Raw genomic sequence first — 18,234 nt, 5'->3', positions numbered from 1 at the left:
ATTAGAAATGTATATATTAAAAACCTGTCTTTCTTGAGACGGGTTTTTTTATTCCTAATCAAAAGTGTATGAAGAAAATTGAAACTGAAAGACTGTATTTAAAGCGGGCGAAATTGGAAGATTCCGATTTTATTTTTGAATTGTTGAATAGTATCAGTTGGATAAAATATATTGGGGATAAGAAAATTACCACTGTGAATAAGGCAAAAGATTATATTCAAGAAACATTAATTAATAGTTATGATAAAAACGGTTTTGGACTTTTAATAATTAAATTAAAAGATGAGACCTCCATTGGGCTTTGTGGTTTTTTAAAAAGGGAATATTTAAAACATGCAGACCTAGGTTTCGCATTATTACAAGCCTATGAGGGTAATGGTTATGCTTTTGAAGCAACATATGCTATTATGGAATATGGAGAATCTGAATTAGACTTAAAAAAGGTAATGGCTATTTGTATGGAAACAAATCAAAAATCACTTCAGCTTTTAAGTAAATTGGGTTTTAAGAAAATAGATACAATAAAGCCAAGCGAAACATCGGAAGAACTGCTATTACTTTCTACTTAAATAGTAATTTGCCTATCGATTTGTTGTGCAAGTGATATGAAAGTTTCTGTTCTTGAAACCCCTTCTATAGCTTGTATTTCTTTGTTCAAAACTTGCATAAGATGTTCATTGTCCCTACATAAAACTTTTATTAAAATAGACCAGTTACCTGTGGTGTAATGACATTCTAAAACTTCAGGTATTTTTTCAAGTTGTTTTACGGCCATAGGATTACTCATCGCCTTGTCTAAGTAAATACCAATATAGGCCATGGTAGTATACCCTAATGATTTAGGGTTTACAATGAATTTGGAACCAGATAATAGTCCCGATGCTTCCAGCTTTCTTAAACGTTGATGTATGGCAGCACCAGATATCCCGATACTTCTTGCGATTTCTAAAACTGGCTTTCGTGCATCCGCCATTAAAAAACGTAAAATCTTTTTGTCTATTCCATCAATTTTAGCCAAAGAGGTAGGTGCTTTCATGTTTTATATCAATTTAAACATAAAAGTACCTATTTGGTTTCAATGTGATAGTTAAAAAGGATTAGTTAATTACAGAATTGGGGTTATATCCTAAATAAGGCACTTCGTATTCTTTAAAGTTGACTCCGTATGTTTTTAACTCTTCAAGAATAGGTTCGTAAACTTCTTTCGAAATAGGAATTTGTACACCTGGCGTAGTAATTTTTCCATTCAAAATTTTAAGTGCGGCCATTGCAACAGGTAATCCAACCGTTTTAGCCATCGCTGTAAAAGTTTGGTTTTCCCCAGTGACAACTAATTTAGAGTCTATTTGTTTCTTTTCTCCGTTTAGTTCGTATCCAAATTTATGGTACATGACAATCATGTCCTTTTCTTCTGCTTTAAGTGTCCAGCTATCTTCCAATATTTTCTGTAAAGCTTGGGCAGGTGTGGCATTAGGAATATTTATAAACTTAGTACTGTCAAATATATTTAGCTCTAATAATTTATCCCAGCGAATATCATCTTGGTCTAATTTCAAATAGTGTCTTAGTTTCAATTCTACTGAATCGGTTGGCGAGTATGGTAAGAAAAGGTTAATGAATTCTCGATAGCTCATCTTTTCAGAATTCTCAATAGTATAGGTGTCATCGGTCACTCCAAGTTGAATAAACATATTCCATGCCTTTGAAAAACCAACACGGCGCATCGTTCCTCTATATATAGTTAAGGCATTTTGTAGACCGTATGCTTCTCTATAGCTTAAGGAATCACGATTCGCATAACCTTCAAATCGGCCATAACCTTCAACTTCGAAAAACTCGCTACGTCTAAAAAGACGGTGATAAGGTATATATTTATATGTGCCTTCTTGAATAAATTTAGCAGTACCGCCTTGACCTGCAAGAACAACATTTCTCGGGTTCCAGGTAAACTTATAATTCCAAAGGTTATTATCATGTTCAGGTGCAACCAATCCACCACAGAATGATTCAAATAGTATAATTTTACCACCTTTGTCTCGAATACGATCAATGACTTCCATGGCGCTCATATGATCAACACCGGGATCTAGTCCGATTTCATTCATAAAAACCAAATTGTTTGCCTTAACTTCTTTGTCAAGGGCAAGTAATTCAGGGCTAACATAAGACGCAGTGACTAAATGCTTTTTATGAACAACACAGTCTTCAGCTACTTTTATATGAAATCGTGCAGGAAGCATTGAAATGACAATGTCTGCATTGGAAATAGCATTTGTTCTTTCTGTTTGGTTGAATATATCAAGCGCAATAACTGAACAGTGTTTATGATCGGCAACCGCAGCTGGTATGGCAGACGGATTAATGTCACCAATGGTTATTTCTAATTTTTCTTCTTCAGCTTTCCCTAAAAGATAATCTAACAAATATGAGGTAGACTTACCCGCACCTATAATAAGAATTTTTCGCATCATCCGATTTCAGTATTTTTGATTGGTAACAATTTACTAAGGTATCAAATTGTTACATTTATAAAGAAAGTTATAGAAAAAGTTATGAAAAAAACAATTTTAATTACTGCATGCTTATTCGGTATGTTCGCAGTTGTTCTTGGTGCTTTTGGTGCTCATGGGCTAAAAGATTTAGTCGATTCGGATGCTGTCACGACATTTGAAACTGGTGTTCGCTATCAAATGTATCATGCCTTTTTCTTATTTGTTCTGGCTTTGTTGCCCGATACCATGCTTAAATCAAAAAGGCCGATATATCTGTGCGTGGTAATTGGAGTAATTTTATTTTCCTTTTCGATTTATATTTTGGGGTTGAATGATTTAACGCAATTCGATTTTAAAATGTTTGGCATAGTTACGCCAATTGGGGGACTCTTCTTAATAGTTGCTTGGGCCTTAATGCTATCTGGTATAGTGAAATCAAAAGTTTTAAAATAGAAGAAAGTAGGTTAGAGCTAAGAAAGATGTATTTTCAACATGTAATGTCATTAACATGAGTAAAACAAAATTATTGGGGCTTGTTTTGGGTCCAGTTTCCTTTTTCTTAATTCTTTTCTTTTTTCATCCAGAAGGACTTTCTGAGCAGGCAAATGCCGTATTGGCAGCAACAATTTGGATTGCTATTTGGTGGATAACCGAGGCGATTCCGATTGCGGTAACTGCATTGCTGCCTTTAGTATTATTTCCGCTTTCTGGAGGATTAGATTTATCGGCCACCTCGGGATCCTTCGGCCATAAATACGTGTTTTTATATATGGGTGGCTTCATTATAGCCATAGCTATTGAAAAATGGAATCTGCATCGTAGAATTGCATTGAACATTATTAGTTTGATAGGTTCTGATGTTCGAAAAATTATTCTTGGTTTCATGGTGGCAACTGCATTTTTATCGATGTGGATATCGAATACGGCAACTTCTGTGATGATGCTGCCTATAGGTTTAGCTATCATTAAACAACTGCAAGACAATCCGGATACCATAGAAGACGAGAACCAGACCTTTGGTAAAGCCTTAATGTTGGCTATTGCTTATAGTGCTTCTATTGGTGGTTTGGCAACGTTGATTGGTACACCGCCAAATTTAGTATTGGCCGGCGTGGTTTTAGATACCTATGGCTATGAAATAACGTTCATGCAATGGTTTGTTTTTGGGCTTCCAATCTCTGTTATATTAATCTTCATCTGTTGGAAATATTTAACGAAGTATGCGTTTACCTTCAAGCAAAAGTCATTTCCAGGTGGTAAGGAAGAGATTAAACGTCTATTATCAAAGCTAGGTAAGATTAGTTATGAAGAGAAAGTAGTAGCTTTTGTATTTGCGCTTACTGCCTTTTGTTGGATTACTAGATCTTTTCTTCTTCAAAAGATATTACCTGGTTTAGATGATACTATTATTGCTATATTTTTTGCCATTGTCTTGTTTTTAATTCCTTCAAAGAAAAAAGGTGAACAATTGATAAATTGGGAAGAAGCTGTTAAAATGCCTTGGGGTATTATTTTGCTTTTTGGTGGAGGTATGGCCTTAGCAAAGGGATTTGAAGAAAGCGGATTAGCAACTTGGATAGGAAGTCAGATGATTTCCCTATCCGGATTACCTATTTTGGTTTTGGTTTTAGTTTTAATTACTGCGGTTAATTTTTTGACGGAAATAACTTCAAATCTTGCTACTACGGCAATGCTATTACCTGTATTAGCACCAATGGCGCTCACAATAGATGTACATCCATTTGTATTAATGGTAGGTGCTGCAGTAGCTGCGTCTTGTGCTTTTATGCTTCCAGTAGCGACACCACCCAATGCTGTTGTTTTTGGTTCTGGCTATTTGAGAATTCCTGATATGGTGAGTAAAGGTTTTTTTATGAACATAATATCTATAATTATATTAACCTTTTTCGTATATTTTGTACTCCCAGAATTATGGGATATTACTATTGATAGTTTCCCACAAAATCTGAACAAATGAAACTATTACTTATTCCCGATAAATTTAAAGGCTCATTAACAAGCGAAGCAGTGTCAAAAGCTTTTATTGCAGGTGTGAAAAATGCAGGAGTTGAATTTACTTCACACTACATTAAAGCCTCTGATGGCGGTGATGGTTTTATGCAAGCCGTAGCCCATTATAGACCTTGTATATCGGTTCAGGTAATTAGTGAAAATCCTATAGGGAAGCCAATACAGTCTTACTACCTATATAATCAAGAAACTAATTCGGCATATATCGAATTAGCCAATGCTTCGGGTATGGAACTGCTTAAACCCGATGAACGAAATCCTTTATTGACAAGTACATTTGGTACAGGGCTGCAAATAAGGGATGCAGTTCAAAAAGGCATTAAAAACGTGTATATAGGTTTGGGCGGAAGCGCAACTAACGATGGAGGAATAGGTATAGCGCAAGCTTTAGGGTATTCTTTCTTAGATGAAAATAGTAAGAAGTTAAAAGCTATTGGTAGTAGTTTAAATCAGATTAAATCGATAGATGATACAGGGGTTTTAAAAGGTTTAAAGCAAGTAAAGTTTTTTGCCATAAATGATGTTACCAATCCTTTATTTGGTGAAAACGGTGCTGCACATGTTTATGCTGCGCAAAAGGGTGCGTCAAAACTCATGATTGATGAATTAGACCTTGGACTAAAAAATTTAGATAATGTAGTATTAGATAAGTATCATCTTCAAAATGCTAAGCTGCCAGGTTCTGGTGCAGCAGGAGGCGTAGCATATGGACTTAAAACTTTTCTTGGAGCAAAATATTTTAGTGGGATAAATTTTGTGTTAGAGCTTTCAGGAGTGAATGAATTATTGAGTAAAGAGCGTTTTGATTATTTAATTACGGGAGAAGGCAAAATAGATGAACAGACCCTAAATGGGAAGTTAATTCAAGGCGTAGTCGCCTTAGGTGTTCGTGAAAATATTCCGGTAATTGCTGTTTGTGGAAAACTGGCAATAGAAAAAGAGAAGCTGAAAATACAAGGTTTTTTTGATGTATTTGAAATACAAGATTCTGCTAATGACCTTGGCTATAATATGAAGCATGCAGCAGGTTTATTGACTGCTAAAACAACTGAATATTTTAAATTATTGAAAAAATAAAGATGCTTTAAAAAGCATTAAATTTTACTTATTTATTAAAATATCATATCAAAATCTACAATAATGCATTCTAAACACGTTATAGTTTAATATACTGTAATAAAAGGAATAAGTTAGGTGCGAATTTTTTTCAAATTTCATCATTATTTAGTTGAATTCGTATTTCGACGAAATTTAGGGCTAATTAAGTTCTGAAAACCAAGGGTTCACCTTTTATTTTTTTAGTTTTACTCGATTAAATTTTCAAAAGTATGAAAAGCTCAACAACAAATGCGAATACAATATCTCTAAAAAAATATGGGATAACACATTCTAATTTTCATTACCAAGAGGACCCTGAACAACTGCAGAAGGCTACTCTAGAAATGGATATGGGAGTTGAAACTAACAATGGTACACTTGCTGTAAATACTGGTGAATTTACCGGTAGATCCCCTATGGATCGTTTTATTGTCAAAGATGATATTACAAAAGATAAAGTATGGTGGGGCAATATCAATATTCCATTTGAAAAGGAAAAATTCGATTCTTTATATACAAAAGTAATTGACTATTTAAATGAAAAGGAACTTTTCGTAAGAGATAGTTATGCATGTGCAGATCCTGAATACCAATTAAATATTAGGGTAATAAATGAATACCCATGGTCTAATATGTTTGCCCATAATATGTTTTTGCGCCCTACGGAAGTTGAGCTAAAAGATTTCACTCCTGAGTGGACTGTTATCAATGCACCAGGTTTTATGGCAGATGCAGAATTAGACGGCACAAGGCAATATAATTTTGCAATACTGAATTTTACAGATAAAATTGCACTTATTGGTGGTACCGGTTATACAGGTGAAATCAAGAAAGGTATTTTTTCTGCGTTAAACTTTATTTTACCGGTTTACAAAGAAACCTTGCCAATGCATTGTTCGGCGAATGTAGGTGAAGATGGCGATACAGCTATCTTTTTTGGTTTATCTGGTACAGGTAAAACAACCTTATCTACGGATCCGAATAGAAAGTTAATAGGTGATGATGAACATGGTTGGACGAGTAGAAACACCGTTTTTAATTTTGAAGGTGGTTGCTATGCTAAAGTAATCAATTTGTCTGAAGAGCAAGAACCTGAAATTTATAGAGCTATAAAACCTGGTGCTATTTTAGAAAATGTAGTATTGGATGGTAAAGGCAATGTTGATTTTTCCGATACCTCGATTACTCAGAATACACGGGTTAGTTATCCTATACATCATATTGATAATATACAACAGCCATCAATTGGTAAGAATGTTAAGAATATTTTCTTTTTAACTGCCGATGCTTTTGGTGTATTACCTCCAATATCAAAGCTTACTCCAAGTCAAGCTGCATATCACTTTATATCTGGCTACACGGCTAAGGTTGCTGGTACAGAAGCTGGGGTAGTAGAACCAGTACCTTCTTTTTCTGCATGTTTTGGTGCTCCATTTATGCCATTGCATCCAACCAAATATGCTGAAATGTTGAGCAAGAAAATGAAGGAGTCTGGGGTAGACGTTTGGTTAGTAAATACGGGTTGGACTGGTGGCCCTTACGGAATAGGTACACGAATGAAGTTAAAATATACTAGAGCTATGATATCTGCAGCCTTGAACGGTGACTTAGGCCTATATTCTTATGATAGATACCATATTCATTCGGTATTCGGAGTTGCTCAGCCAAGGGAGTGTCCTGGTGTGCCAACATCTGTTTTGAGTCCGAGGTCAACTTGGAACAATGATGAGAAATATTATACTACAGCATTTAAATTAACAAATGCCTTTAGGGAAAACTTTAAAAAGTATGAAAGTTTTGCCACGGAGGAAATTAGAAGAGGCGGACCACAACGATACGCATTCTAAAACATAAAAAAAAGCCTTGCATCGCAAGGCTTTTTTATTGACTTTTTAGAGCCATTTATTTATTAACGCTTGTAATATACTTTTGTAGCGCCATGGTCATTGATGGTGTTTCAGGAGTAGGAGCTTTAATATCTATTCTTAAACCAGCACCATTAGCTGCATCTACAGTAGAATTACCAAATACTGCAATTCTAGTTTCCTTTTGTTCAAAATCGGGAAAGTTCTGTAGTAGTGATTCTATCCCAGAAGGGCTAAAGAATACTAAGATATCATAATACACATTTCTTAAATCGGAAAGGTCGCTAATAACCGTTTTGTAAAAAATAGCACGTTTCCAATTAATGTTTAGAGATTCTAAAGTTTCAGGTACATCTAATTTAAGTACATCAGAAGAAGGTAGCAAGAATTTTTCATCTTTATACTTCTTGATTAAGGGCACTAAATCTGTAAATAATCGCGTTCCTACATAAATCTTACGTTTTCTATAGACAACGTATTTTTGTAGATAGTAAGCTACGGCTTCTGATTGACAGAAGTATTTCATAGAATCTGGCACTTTAAAGCGCATCTCTTCTGCTATTCTAAAGAAGTGGTCTACTGCATTTCTACTGGTTAAAATAATGGCAGTAAAGTCGTTCAAATCAATTTTTTGCTGACGCACACTTTTTGCGTCAACTCCTTCTACATGAATAAACGGTCTAAAATCAACCTTTACCTTTTCTTTATCGATAAGTTTGGAATAGGGAGAATTTTCCATTTTTGGTTCTGGTTGAGAAACCAAAATCGTTTTTACTTTCATACGCTGCGCTATTTTAGAAAGCTTCCCATAATAACTAAGGGTGCAATTTCGAGTGCGCAAAGGTACAAAATAAAATAGAAAAAATAAGAGCTAATAAAATTTTGGTAATTCCTTAGTACTGTCACCCAGCCAATTATATTAATGACCAAGAACAGAATTAGGGCAATAGAAATTGCGATTTTTGAGTCAATAAAGACGTAGGCTAAAAGGATATTTGCAATAAAAAGAACAAAACTAGAGTAATTAAGATAAGTTAATTTCTTAAAAACCAGTTCATTGAAGATGTTATAAGAATTAAATATAAAGCCGTTGAACAATTGTGCCATTGTTTTTGCGCTTAAGAATAGGAAAACACCTGCAAGCAACAACGGAAAAATAAACGGGTTTTTGACCTGTGAAAGAGGCATATACACACGCCAAATAAAAAATATAAATAGTGTAGTGTTTATGATTTGAAAAACACTTAACAGAATATGGAACCAATTGAAGAGTTTCTCTTTCTTGGTATACATGGTAAGGTATTTGCTATTAAAAGGCAGAATTATAAAGCTGAAAAAGCGTGAATAATAGATGCTTTTTGCCGTCAAAGGAAACAAAAGACTTACCATTAGTGTAATAGTAATCCAATCGTTTTGAGAAAATGTTCTGGCAATAGGTTCCATTATTTGATTGGAATTGGTTTTCCGTTTAAGCCAAAATAGAGATTGTTCTCTGAAATGACTACCCTAAAGTAACCAATGTTTTCCATTTTTGTTTTAGGTAAGTGAAATGAAAAATTAGTAGTGTCTTGTTGTTTTAGTATTGCGGTATTGGGATCTACAGCTTCAGGCGTTATTTTTAAAGTTTCCTTTGGTATTTTGTAATTATCCATGTAGGTGACTGCAAATTTCAGTTTGCTTAATTCTATAGACTCCTTGTAGGGGTTGAAAACCTTTAGTGTAATATTTTCATCCGAATTTAAAGTTATTTCGGTGTCCTTCACTATACATTCAACCTTTCGAAAAGATTGAAAATTTGGTATATACTTCCCTTTGTAAAGTCCGCCATCTTCCCTTTCGTAAGAAAATGAGCTGTCGTTAATATATTTTGAAATGTAAGCAACGTCTTTTCCTCGTATTCGTTCTTCAGAATTATCTATTGAATACTGATTTTTACGGTACATGTAATTATTCAAAGAAAATGTAGGTATACCATCGGTATAGAAAGAATACATGGGGGCATTTCTATATGAATTTTCAAATACAACAGGCGTTTTTCCAACTTCATCTTCAATTGCCTGGGCCCATTCTTTATTACCATGTGTTTCGTAATAGAAATTAAAAAGTAGAGGTTGATAAGCGAGTCCCATTCTTAGATAGATGATAATCACCGTATTGATTAGTCCCAATCTAAAAACCCATGTTAATGCCTGTTTATTCTGTAACATGTAGTTAAAGACAATAATGACCAAGGGAATACAAATAATAATAATCCATTGAGTCTGTACTCTTCTATTAAAACTCGATATAAAGAAAAATAGAATTACACCATAGATAAGGTAGATAAGTGCCTTAGTAAATAAATTGTTGCCTTTAGTTTTAAAAAGGGCTTTGTAAATGAAAGGAAAAGTAAGGCCGAAAACAGCTATTAAATTCACGAAAAAACCTAAGGTGTATTTCTCGAAGCTATAAGCGCCATTTGGTCTTTCGTAAAGATGATATTTGATTGATACAAGGTCATTTTCATAAAGCCAATAAAAATGAGGAGCATAAGAAATTAAAGCTACGAAAACGGCAAGCCAAGCATATTTGTTTTGTACTAATTTTAGATTTGATAATAAAACAAAGAATATTACAAGTACTGCATGATATTTGCTATACATTAACGCGGCCATAAATATCCCTAATAATACAGACATACCTGCATTTGGGTTTTTTATAAAATGCTTGTAAGTCAATAAAAAACAACTTGTAAAAAATAGAAGGGGCGTATCGGGTAATGTGAAGAAACCATAGGCATTTAGTAATGTCATGGAAAAAATCAACACAAAAAAATGCTTTATATAATCGTTCTTTTTGGGATTGTCTATCATTAGCCAAAGCAAAATGATATTAATGGCAGATAAAACACAGCTCATAAACCGTACACCAAGTTCACCATTAAAAAAGTAGCTACTGATTTTAATCAACAAAGCGACCATTGGTGGGTGGTCAAAATAACCCCAAGCCATATTTTGGCTATAATACCAGTAATAGGCTTCGTCAAAAATGAGTTGCGTAAAACTAGATTGAATGATATTAAGAATGAAAATAGCAGATAGAAAAAAATAGAACTGCTTTGGGATTTTAGTCAACATTCGCATAGGATACTTGATGGCGAAATTACAAATTTAAGGTTAGTTACATAGTTTAAAAATTTCATAAAGGTATTATTACACGTTTTAAGACGACCATTAAAACCTTACTTTTGTCGAAATACTTTTTTAAGATATATGGCCAGTAGTATTGTAATTATACCTACCTATAACGAAATTGAGAATATTGAGGCCATTATTAGGGCAGTGTTTGATTTGCAGAAAGAATTTCATGTTCTTATTGTAGATGATAATTCTCCCGATAAAACAGGCGATTGTGTAAAAAAACTTCAAGAAGAATTTGAAGGAACACTTTTTTTAGAAACAAGAACTGAAAAATCAGGACTTGGCACAGCGTACATACATGGTTTTAAATGGACGATAGCAAAAGGATATGACTATATTTTTGAAATGGATGCTGATTTTTCGCATACCCCTTCAGATTTGATACGACTGCAAAAAGCCTGTATTGATGGAGCAGATGTTGCCGTAGGTTCCAGATACAAAAAAGGCGTTAACGTTGTAAATTGGCCTTTGTATAGAGTTCTACTGTCTTATGGCGCCTCTATTTATGTGAAGCTAATTACAGGCATGCGGGTGCATGATCCAACAGCTGGGTTTGTTTGTTATCGGAGACAAGTTTTAGAGGCCATAGATTTAGATTCAGTTCGTTTTGTAGGCTATGCTTTTCAAATTGAAATGAAGTTTAGGGCCCATTTAAAAAAGTTTAAAATAGAAGAAGTCTCTATTATTTTTAGAGATCGAGTTTTAGGTAAATCAAAAATGAGCTCTTCAATTATAAGCGAAGCAATTTGGGGTGTTTTTGTAATGAAAATGAGAAGTCTATTTTTAAGGAATAAATTTTAATTATGGGTAAGATTCTACTAAAGAACGGTGTTATTGTAAATGAAGGGGTTATTCAAGAGAATGATATTCTAATAGAAAATGATTTAATCGTAAAAATAGCGAAAGATATTACTGATGCCGAAGCAAAGGTTATAGATGTAAAAGGCATGCATATTTTACCTGGTATTATCGATGACCAAGTTCATTTTAGAGAACCAGGCCTAACACATAAGGGTACTATTGCAACAGAAAGTAGAGCTGCACTTGCAGGTGGTATAACTACTTTTATGGAGCAGCCAAATACAACACCACAAACAACTACCATAGAAAAGCTTGAAGAAAAATTTGCCATGGCTGCAAATTCAGCTTTTGCAAATTATTCATTTCTATTTGGTGGTACCAATGATAATCTTGAAGAATTAAAAAGGCTGGATAAGAATGCATGTTCAGGCATTAAATTGTTTTTAGGTTCATCTACCGGTAATATGTTGGTTGATGATGAAAAGGTAATTGAGAGTATATTCAGAAATACGGAAATGGTTATATCTGCCCATTGCGAAGATGAAACTACAATTCGTGCAAATCTGGACAAATACAAAGAAAAATACGGAGATGATATTCCAATAAAGTATCACCCAATTATAAGAAGTGAAGAAGCATGTTATTTATCATCTTCAAGAGCAATTGCCTTAGCAGAGAAAACTGGTGCTAGATTACATGTATTTCATTTGTCGACTGGTAAAGAAACTAATTTGTTTCGAAATGACATTCCGTTAGAGCAAAAGAAAATAACGGCTGAAGTGTGTATTCACCATTTGTGGTTTTCTGATACAGATTATGCCGAAAAAGGAACATTGATTAAATGGAACCCTGCGGTAAAAACATCAAAGGATCGTGAACTTTTGTGGGATGCCTTATTAGATGATAGAATAGATGTCATTGCAACGGATCATGCTCCTCATTTATTAGAGGAAAAAGACAGTGTGTACACGAAAGCCCCATCTGGGGGACCATTGGTGCAGCATGCGCTTCCTGCAATGTTAGAAAAGGTGAAAGAAGGTAGAATAAGGTTGGAGAAAATGGTGCAGAAAATGTGTCATAATCCGGCGATATTATTTCAGATAGATAAAAGAGGATTTATTCGTGAAGGGTATTACGCCGATTTAGTAGTGGCCGATTTGAATAACTCGTGGACGGTTACGAAAGAGAATATTGCTTACAAATGTAAATGGTCGCCATTTGAAGATGTTACCTTTTCTTCAAAGGTGGTACATACCATAATAAATGGGCATTTAGGGTATACCAATGGTGAATTCTCAGAAACTAGAAATGCAAAAAGACTAACTTTTAATAGACCATGAGGTATAGTTTAAGTGTCATATTATGTATGTTTTTGCTTTTTTCATGTGCAGAAGAGTTGATACAAAAGCCAGAAAATTTAATACCTCAAGACAAGATGGTATTGATTTTTAAGGAATTGGCTATTGTTAATGCTGCTAAAGGAACCAACATAGGTAATTTAAAAGATAATGGCATAGAGCCAACCACCTATTTATTCGAAAAATTTGATATTGACAGTGCACAGTTTGTAGATAGCGACCGCTATTACGCATCAAAACCTTTGTTATATGAAACGATGTATAAAGATGTTGAAACCAAGTTGGAAAATCAGCGAATACAATTAGAGGCAAGTAAAAAGGAAAAAGATAGTCTTAACCTTGTAAAAAAAACGGCAAGCAAAGATTTGAAAATAACAGACAAGGTTTCTGATACCCTTTAAGAGTGTTCCTCAAGAAATAGTTGAGCAGAAAATTTTATTACTTCATCTAACGGCTCAAAATCAAATTTTAGAGCGTCTATTGCTTTCGAATTGTCGAATTTGGTAGGATGCTGCAGTCCGTAAATGGTACTATTTGTTATTGTTCTAGGTTTTCTGGTAACTAAGTTTCTTATTTGGTCGGCAAATTTTCCTATTTGAAGTTGCCACATTTTTAGTTCTTTGCTGGGTACTTTCTTACCCATCGTAAAGGTTATGCTGCCTAATATTTCTTTATAAGATAGATTTTTGGCAACCAGAATAAAACGCTCTCCGGTAATTTTCGAATTCATAAGATTAATCATTGAACGGGTTACATCAGCGACAGTGATGAAACCTGAACCCCCTGGAGGATAAAAAGGATAACCTTTAGATGCGGTTTTAAAAAATGTACCGCTACCACTTTCCCAAAAGCCCGGTCCTAAAATCACTCCGGGATTAACGATTACTGTTTGCAGCTGCTCTTGAGCCCCACGCCAAACTTCCATTTCTGCGAGGTGTTTTGTTATAGCATATGGGTTGGCATGTTGTCTACCCCACTCGGTTTCTTCAGTAGCTTTTTTATTCGAAATAGGCCTACCTATGGCACCTATAGTACTTACATGGCATAATTTCTTTACGCCTAATGCGATACACATATTTACCACGTTAGCGGTACCTTCTCTATTGATGCGCTCTAATAATTTAAAATCTGATGGATTAAATGATATGTAAGCTGCGCAATGGTATACATGGGTTACTTCTATAAAAGCGAGTTCTAAAGATGGGATGTCTAAAATATCTGCCTTAATCCAATCAATTTTTTCGAAGAGGATATTTGCATTTGGGGAGTAATAGCCAAATATTTTTTTGACCTGATCTAGTTTTTCAGAAGTTCTATAAAGCGCACGAACCTCAATATTGTCATTGACTAATTTGAATAACAAATGCGACCCCAACAATCCTGTGCCTCCCGTAACTAATACCATACTTCAAATTTAGGAAATACAGGCGGATAAATTCCTGCTTTAATCTACTGTGTACTGGCAAGAATTCCATTTATATTTGCATTTCAATTAAAATTCAGGAAAGGATGACATCAAATTTTGTCAAGGAGTTACAATGGCGCGGAATGTTACATGATGCAATGCCAGGAACAGAGGAACATTTAATGGAAGAAATGCAATCTGCTTATGTGGGTATTGACCCAACGGCAGATTCTTTACATATAGGTCATTTGGTTGGTGTAATGATGTTACGCCACTTTCAATTGGCTGGTCATAAGCCATATGCGCTAATTGGAGGTGCTACAGGTATGATTGGTGATCCATCGGGTAAATCTACAGAACGTAATCTACTTGATGAAAAGACACTATTACATAATCAAAATGCATTAAAGGAGCAGTTGTCACGTTTTTTAGATTTTACAGGAGATGGTGAAAATGCTGCGGTCCTAGTCAATAATTATGACTGGATGAAGAACTTCTCTTTTTTAGAATTTATTAGAGATGTAGGGAAACACATAACCGTGAATTACATGATGTCGAAAGACTCAGTAAAGAAAAGACTTTCTTCTGAGGCTAAAGAGGGCATGTCATTTACAGAGTTTACCTATCAGTTAGTACAAGGGTATGATTTTCTTCATTTGTACCGCGAACATAACTGCAGCCTTCAAATGGGTGGTAGCGACCAATGGGGTAATATTACTACAGGTACTGAATTGATTAGAAGAATAGCAGGCGGTAAAGGTTATGCACTTACTTGTCCGTTAATAACAAAAGCCGATGGCACTAAATTCGGTAAGACCGAAGGGGGTAATGTATGGTTAGATGCTGAAAGAACATCGCCATATAAATTTTACCAATATTGGTTGAATACATCAGATGATGATGCAGAAAAGTATATTAAAATATTCACATTTCTAGGTCAGCAAGAAATTGAAGATTTAATAAAGCAACATACCGAGGCACCCCATTTAAGGTTATTGCAAAAAAGATTGGCCGATGAGATTACTGTTATGGTACATTCTCAAGATGATTTGGAAAATGCTGTACGCGCAAGTGAAATTTTATTTGGTAAGTCTACAGCATCAGACTTAAAAGGGTTAAATGAGAAGACATTTCTAGAAATTTTCGAAGGTGTACCTCAGGCAGAACTTTCAAAATCTGAATTAACCGATGGTTTAGATATGATTGGGGCTCTAGCTGCCAAAACCAATTTTTTAGGCTCTAATGGTGAAGCTAGAAGAGAGTTAAAGCAAAATTCCATTTCGGTAAATAAAGAGAAGGTAAAGGAAGATTTTTTAATTACTTCAGAAGATTTGATTAACGACAAATTTGTATTAATACAAAGAGGTAAGAAAAACTATTTTGTATTAGTATTTAACTAGATTAAGCAACCATTACCATATTAAGTCATCTTAATTGAAAGGTTTAGATATGAAGCTTAGATTTTTGGTTGTTTTGTCAATATTGTTTTTGGCGTGTGATCCAGATGATGAACCGGCTATTGCAGATGCTGCCTTAGAAGGTGAATGGGTGCTTTCACAAGTAGTCTGTTATTGTGGTTTTGAACCAGACACAGATTTCTCGCTAACCAAAGTTGTATTTGACACAGATAGAGATTTGGTGACAGTCACCCATGATGGAGGATATACTTTTTTTAGGGAAAGTGGCGAACATTTTTATGGTGGTCAAGCAGACCGATTGGGCTTTTCAGATAACTCAGTATATCGTTTTGAGGTAGAAGGTTCACTGCTAACATTGACATTTCAGGACAGTACTGAAATTGCAGATGATGAGGTAACTTTTCTTTTTAAAAGATGAAGATGAATGAACTAATCATTTCATGAGATTTATTGCGAAATATTTAAGCGAATAATACGTTTGCATGGTCAAACCCCCTACACTATGTTTAAGAGATATTTTTCAATTTTTTGTCTATTTACGTTATTCGTTAGCTGTGATAAACTAGATGAGTTAACCAAGTTTGATATGGAATATAGCCAACGAGCGACTATTCCTTCCTCTACGGGTATAAATTTGCCTTTTGATATTTTTACTCCAGAAATGGAGACCAATTCTGAATCTAAGTTTGCGGTAAACGATACGCGCAAAGACCTTATTGAAGAAATAACCTTAACTGAATTAGAATTGGTTATTATATCTCCTGATACTGCTGATTTTAGCTTCTTAAATTCTATAGAAGTATATATTTCTGCAGACGGATTAGAGGAAATTCAAATAGCATCATTAAGTGAAGTTCCAGAAGATGCAGGAAATAGAATTACCCTAAATACGTCAGACACAGATTTGAAGGAATACATTAAGAAAGATGAATTTAGCCTACGCTTAAATACGGTTACAGATGAATTGATGAGCGCTGATCATGAATTAGAAGTTAATTCAACATTCTTTGTGGATGCCAAGATATTAGGACTTTAAATTTCGTTGCCGATTAAACGCAACGCTTTGGTCTTATGGTATCTTCTTAATAGATTTTAATTAGTATTTTATGAGAAAACTTGCCGCTTTTGCACTAGTGTTGTTCTCATGTTCTAATGAAGATGACTTCGGTTTAGAATCTACTCAATTTGTTTTTTCTGAACAAAAATGGGAATTAATTCAAATGACCGGAAATTATAAAGGTTCTAAAACTACTGGTGATGACATGGCTTGGCAAGAATATTATGTGTTGAATCCAGCTGGTACATTTGAGAAATCTAGAACAAGAGATGAGGTTGTTACAGTTGCTAATGGCACATTTGAGGTAGTGGAATTTGAAAATGATACAGAACATTATTTGCTCTTAACTTTTGAATCTGGTGAGGAATTGGTTGGTAATTGCGGAGATGGGTTGAATGAATTGTTGGTTTACAAATCGGCCACTAAAATCTCTAGTACATGGCAAGCCTGTGACGGACCTGGTTTAGATTATGTGCTGAGTAAAAACTAAAGCACCATTAAGTTACAGCCTCTAATATCAGAATTGTCAAATCTTCCAATAATTTCAAAAGTACCATCTTCATTAATCTTACCTAAATCTTGAGTAGCGATAAAAGAGCAAGAATTAATATTTGCTAAATCAATAACATTAACTCCGCCTGTTTTTCCGGTTTTTTGATAGGTTAGTGGGTCTTCGGTGTCGCGAACCAAAATCTGCATCCAAGTAGGGCAATCGAATATTCCGTTTCCTTTAGAATATCCCTGAGATAGTAATTCCGTCATTCCGTATTCCGAGTGTATTTCGTTTACTCCGAAACCAGCACTTAGTAATTGATGTAATTCTTGTCGTACAATCTCTTTACGGCGACCTTTCATCCCACCAGTCTCCATAACTATGGTGTTCTTTAGAGATAGCTGATATTGCTCTGTAAATTCTAATAAGGCAAAGGAAACGCCGATAATTAAAATTTGAGTATCTGTTTTTTGAAGCTCAAGTAGAAGTTGGTGTAGCTGTTCATATTCGTTTAAGAAAAATCCGCTTTTAGGGTGATTAGATTTTACTATTAAATCTTCAACCATATAAATAAGGGAAGAGCCTGTTCGTTCTAAATAGGAAGGTAAAAGAGCTAGTATACAATAGTCTTCAATACTCCCGTAAAACTGTTTGAAAGCTTGTAAGTAACTTTCTTTGTAAAGGCCTAAGTCTGTAACGAAATGTTTGCTGGTTTCACTGCCAGTTGTTCCGCTGCTTGTAAAAATAATTTCTTCAAGCTTGGGGGAGCTTACTACACTTTTCGATTTAAAAAATTCTATAGGTAGAAATGGTATTTGCTCTAAAGATTTGACTGTATTTGGGTCAACATGTAAGTGGTCGCAAAAAGTACGGTAAACGCTGTTATTTGCATACTGAAACTTAAAAATACGCAGTGCTTGAATAAGAAATTCATTTTCTGTACGTATATCGAAAATAGCATTTTGCTCCATGAATTTTTCCGGTTGAAGCAAAGGTACTGAACCAAATTATTTTAAAGGTTTGGTAACCAAATTAAG

The 18,234-nt window shown here is 34.6% G+C and carries 19 protein-coding genes; 12 read left to right on the top strand and 7 right to left on the bottom strand.

The features are described from left to right. Positions 1-68: 68 nt before the first annotated feature. On the top strand, positions 69-569 hold the full coding sequence (locus B5X55_RS03395; protein ID WP_079511204.1) for a GNAT family N-acetyltransferase: 501 nt from the start codon (positions 69-71) through the stop codon (positions 567-569). On the opposite strand, the gene B5X55_RS03390 is transcribed toward B5X55_RS03395, so the two are convergent. Further along, a complete protein-coding gene (locus B5X55_RS03390; protein WP_079511203.1) occupies positions 566-1,036 on the bottom strand; it encodes an Lrp/AsnC ligand binding domain-containing protein in 471 nt (156 codons plus the stop codon). The genes B5X55_RS03395 and B5X55_RS03390 overlap by 4 nt on opposite strands. A gap of 61 nt (positions 1,037-1,097) precedes the next feature. Then, entirely contained in the window at positions 1,098-2,471 is a 1,374-nt protein-coding gene (locus B5X55_RS03385; RefSeq protein WP_079511202.1) for a saccharopine dehydrogenase family protein, read from the bottom strand. Between the two features lie 81 nt (positions 2,472-2,552). Here B5X55_RS03385 and B5X55_RS03380 point away from each other — a divergent pair, with 81 nt between their 5' ends. From B5X55_RS03380 to pckA, 4 genes are all read left to right on the top strand, one after another. After that, entirely contained in the window at positions 2,553-2,945 is a 393-nt protein-coding gene (locus B5X55_RS03380; RefSeq protein WP_079511585.1) for a DUF423 domain-containing protein, read from the top strand. Between the two features lie 55 nt (positions 2,946-3,000). Beyond that, on the top strand, positions 3,001-4,470 hold the full coding sequence (locus B5X55_RS03375) for an SLC13 family permease (RefSeq protein WP_079511201.1): 1,470 nt from the start codon (positions 3,001-3,003) through the stop codon (positions 4,468-4,470). Next, positions 4,467-5,600 (top strand): glycerate kinase, encoded by a 1,134-nt coding sequence (locus B5X55_RS03370; RefSeq protein ID WP_079511200.1) that lies wholly within the window; start codon positions 4,467-4,469, stop codon positions 5,598-5,600. Before B5X55_RS03375 ends, B5X55_RS03370 begins: the two co-directional genes overlap by 4 nt. A 251-nt stretch (positions 5,601-5,851) precedes the next feature. Then, entirely contained in the window at positions 5,852-7,468 is a 1,617-nt protein-coding gene (gene pckA / locus B5X55_RS03365) for a phosphoenolpyruvate carboxykinase (ATP) (RefSeq protein WP_079511199.1), read from the top strand. A gap of 55 nt (positions 7,469-7,523) precedes the next feature. On the opposite strand, the gene B5X55_RS03360 is transcribed toward pckA, so the two are convergent. From B5X55_RS03360 to B5X55_RS03350, 3 genes are read right to left on the bottom strand one after another with little or no spacing between them, the layout of a single operon-like run. Then, on the bottom strand, positions 7,524-8,267 hold the full coding sequence (locus tag B5X55_RS03360; RefSeq protein WP_079511198.1) for a uroporphyrinogen-III synthase: 744 nt from the start codon (positions 8,265-8,267) through the stop codon (positions 7,524-7,526). Positions 8,268-8,275: 8 nt separating this feature from the next. Beyond that, positions 8,276-8,875 carry a DUF4271 domain-containing protein gene (locus B5X55_RS03355; protein WP_234999673.1) on the bottom strand — a complete coding sequence of 200 codons (600 nt, stop codon included), beginning with the start codon at positions 8,873-8,875 and terminating at the stop codon, positions 8,276-8,278. Positions 8,876-8,928: 53 nt separating this feature from the next. Then, positions 8,929-10,602, bottom strand: a complete 1,674-nt coding sequence (locus B5X55_RS03350) for an ArnT family glycosyltransferase (protein WP_079511196.1) — start codon at positions 10,600-10,602, stop codon at positions 8,929-8,931. A 135-nt stretch (positions 10,603-10,737) separates the two neighbouring features. On the opposite strand from B5X55_RS03350, the gene B5X55_RS03345 reads away from it, so the two are divergent. From B5X55_RS03345 to B5X55_RS03335, 3 genes are read left to right on the top strand one after another with little or no spacing between them, the layout of a single operon-like run. Further along, positions 10,738-11,466, top strand: a complete 729-nt coding sequence (locus tag B5X55_RS03345) for a polyprenol monophosphomannose synthase (protein WP_079511195.1) — start codon at positions 10,738-10,740, stop codon at positions 11,464-11,466. A 2-nt stretch (positions 11,467-11,468) separates the two neighbouring features. Continuing rightward, positions 11,469-12,806, top strand: coding sequence for a dihydroorotase (locus tag B5X55_RS03340; RefSeq protein ID WP_079511194.1), 1,338 nt, complete (start codon positions 11,469-11,471; stop codon positions 12,804-12,806). Continuing rightward, positions 12,803-13,225, top strand: coding sequence for a DUF4296 domain-containing protein (locus B5X55_RS03335; protein ID WP_079511193.1), 423 nt, complete (start codon positions 12,803-12,805; stop codon positions 13,223-13,225). The genes B5X55_RS03340 and B5X55_RS03335 overlap by 4 nt, the downstream gene beginning before the upstream one ends. On the opposite strand, the gene B5X55_RS03330 is transcribed toward B5X55_RS03335, so the two are convergent. After that, positions 13,222-14,229, bottom strand: a complete 1,008-nt coding sequence (locus B5X55_RS03330; RefSeq protein ID WP_079511192.1) for an SDR family oxidoreductase — start codon at positions 14,227-14,229, stop codon at positions 13,222-13,224. The genes B5X55_RS03335 and B5X55_RS03330 overlap by 4 nt on opposite strands. Before the next feature lie 104 nt (positions 14,230-14,333). Between B5X55_RS03330 and tyrS the strand changes: the two genes are divergently transcribed. The 4 genes from tyrS to B5X55_RS03310 all read left to right on the top strand — a co-directional run bounded on the left by tyrS (position 14,334) and on the right by B5X55_RS03310 (position 17,194). Continuing rightward, a complete protein-coding gene (gene tyrS / locus B5X55_RS03325; protein WP_079511191.1) occupies positions 14,334-15,629 on the top strand; it encodes a tyrosine--tRNA ligase in 1,296 nt (431 codons plus the stop codon). Positions 15,630-15,678: 49 nt separating this feature from the next. After that, the gene (locus B5X55_RS03320) at positions 15,679-16,065 is read left to right on the top strand and encodes a hypothetical protein (protein ID WP_143814393.1); all 387 of its coding nucleotides are present in this window, start codon (positions 15,679-15,681) and stop codon (positions 16,063-16,065) included. Between the two features lie 168 nt (positions 16,066-16,233). Continuing rightward, positions 16,234-16,683 (top strand): hypothetical protein, encoded by a 450-nt coding sequence (locus B5X55_RS03315; protein WP_234999654.1) that lies wholly within the window; start codon positions 16,234-16,236, stop codon positions 16,681-16,683. A gap of 70 nt (positions 16,684-16,753) precedes the next feature. Continuing rightward, complete coding sequence (locus B5X55_RS03310) at positions 16,754-17,194, top strand: hypothetical protein (protein WP_079511188.1); 441 nt, start codon at positions 16,754-16,756, stop codon at positions 17,192-17,194. On the opposite strand, the gene B5X55_RS03305 is transcribed toward B5X55_RS03310, so the two are convergent. Next, the gene (locus B5X55_RS03305; RefSeq protein ID WP_079511187.1) at positions 17,191-18,168 is read right to left on the bottom strand and encodes a LuxE/PaaK family acyltransferase; all 978 of its coding nucleotides are present in this window, start codon (positions 18,166-18,168) and stop codon (positions 17,191-17,193) included. The genes B5X55_RS03310 and B5X55_RS03305 overlap by 4 nt on opposite strands. Between the last annotated feature and the right edge of the window lie 66 nt (positions 18,169-18,234).

The organism is Maribacter arcticus, from assembly GCF_900167935.1.
Taxonomy (GTDB): domain Bacteria; phylum Bacteroidota; class Bacteroidia; order Flavobacteriales; family Flavobacteriaceae; genus Maribacter; species Maribacter arcticus.
The sequence above is the reverse complement of the archived record's forward strand: the minus strand, read 5'-3'. Positions and strand labels throughout refer to the sequence as shown.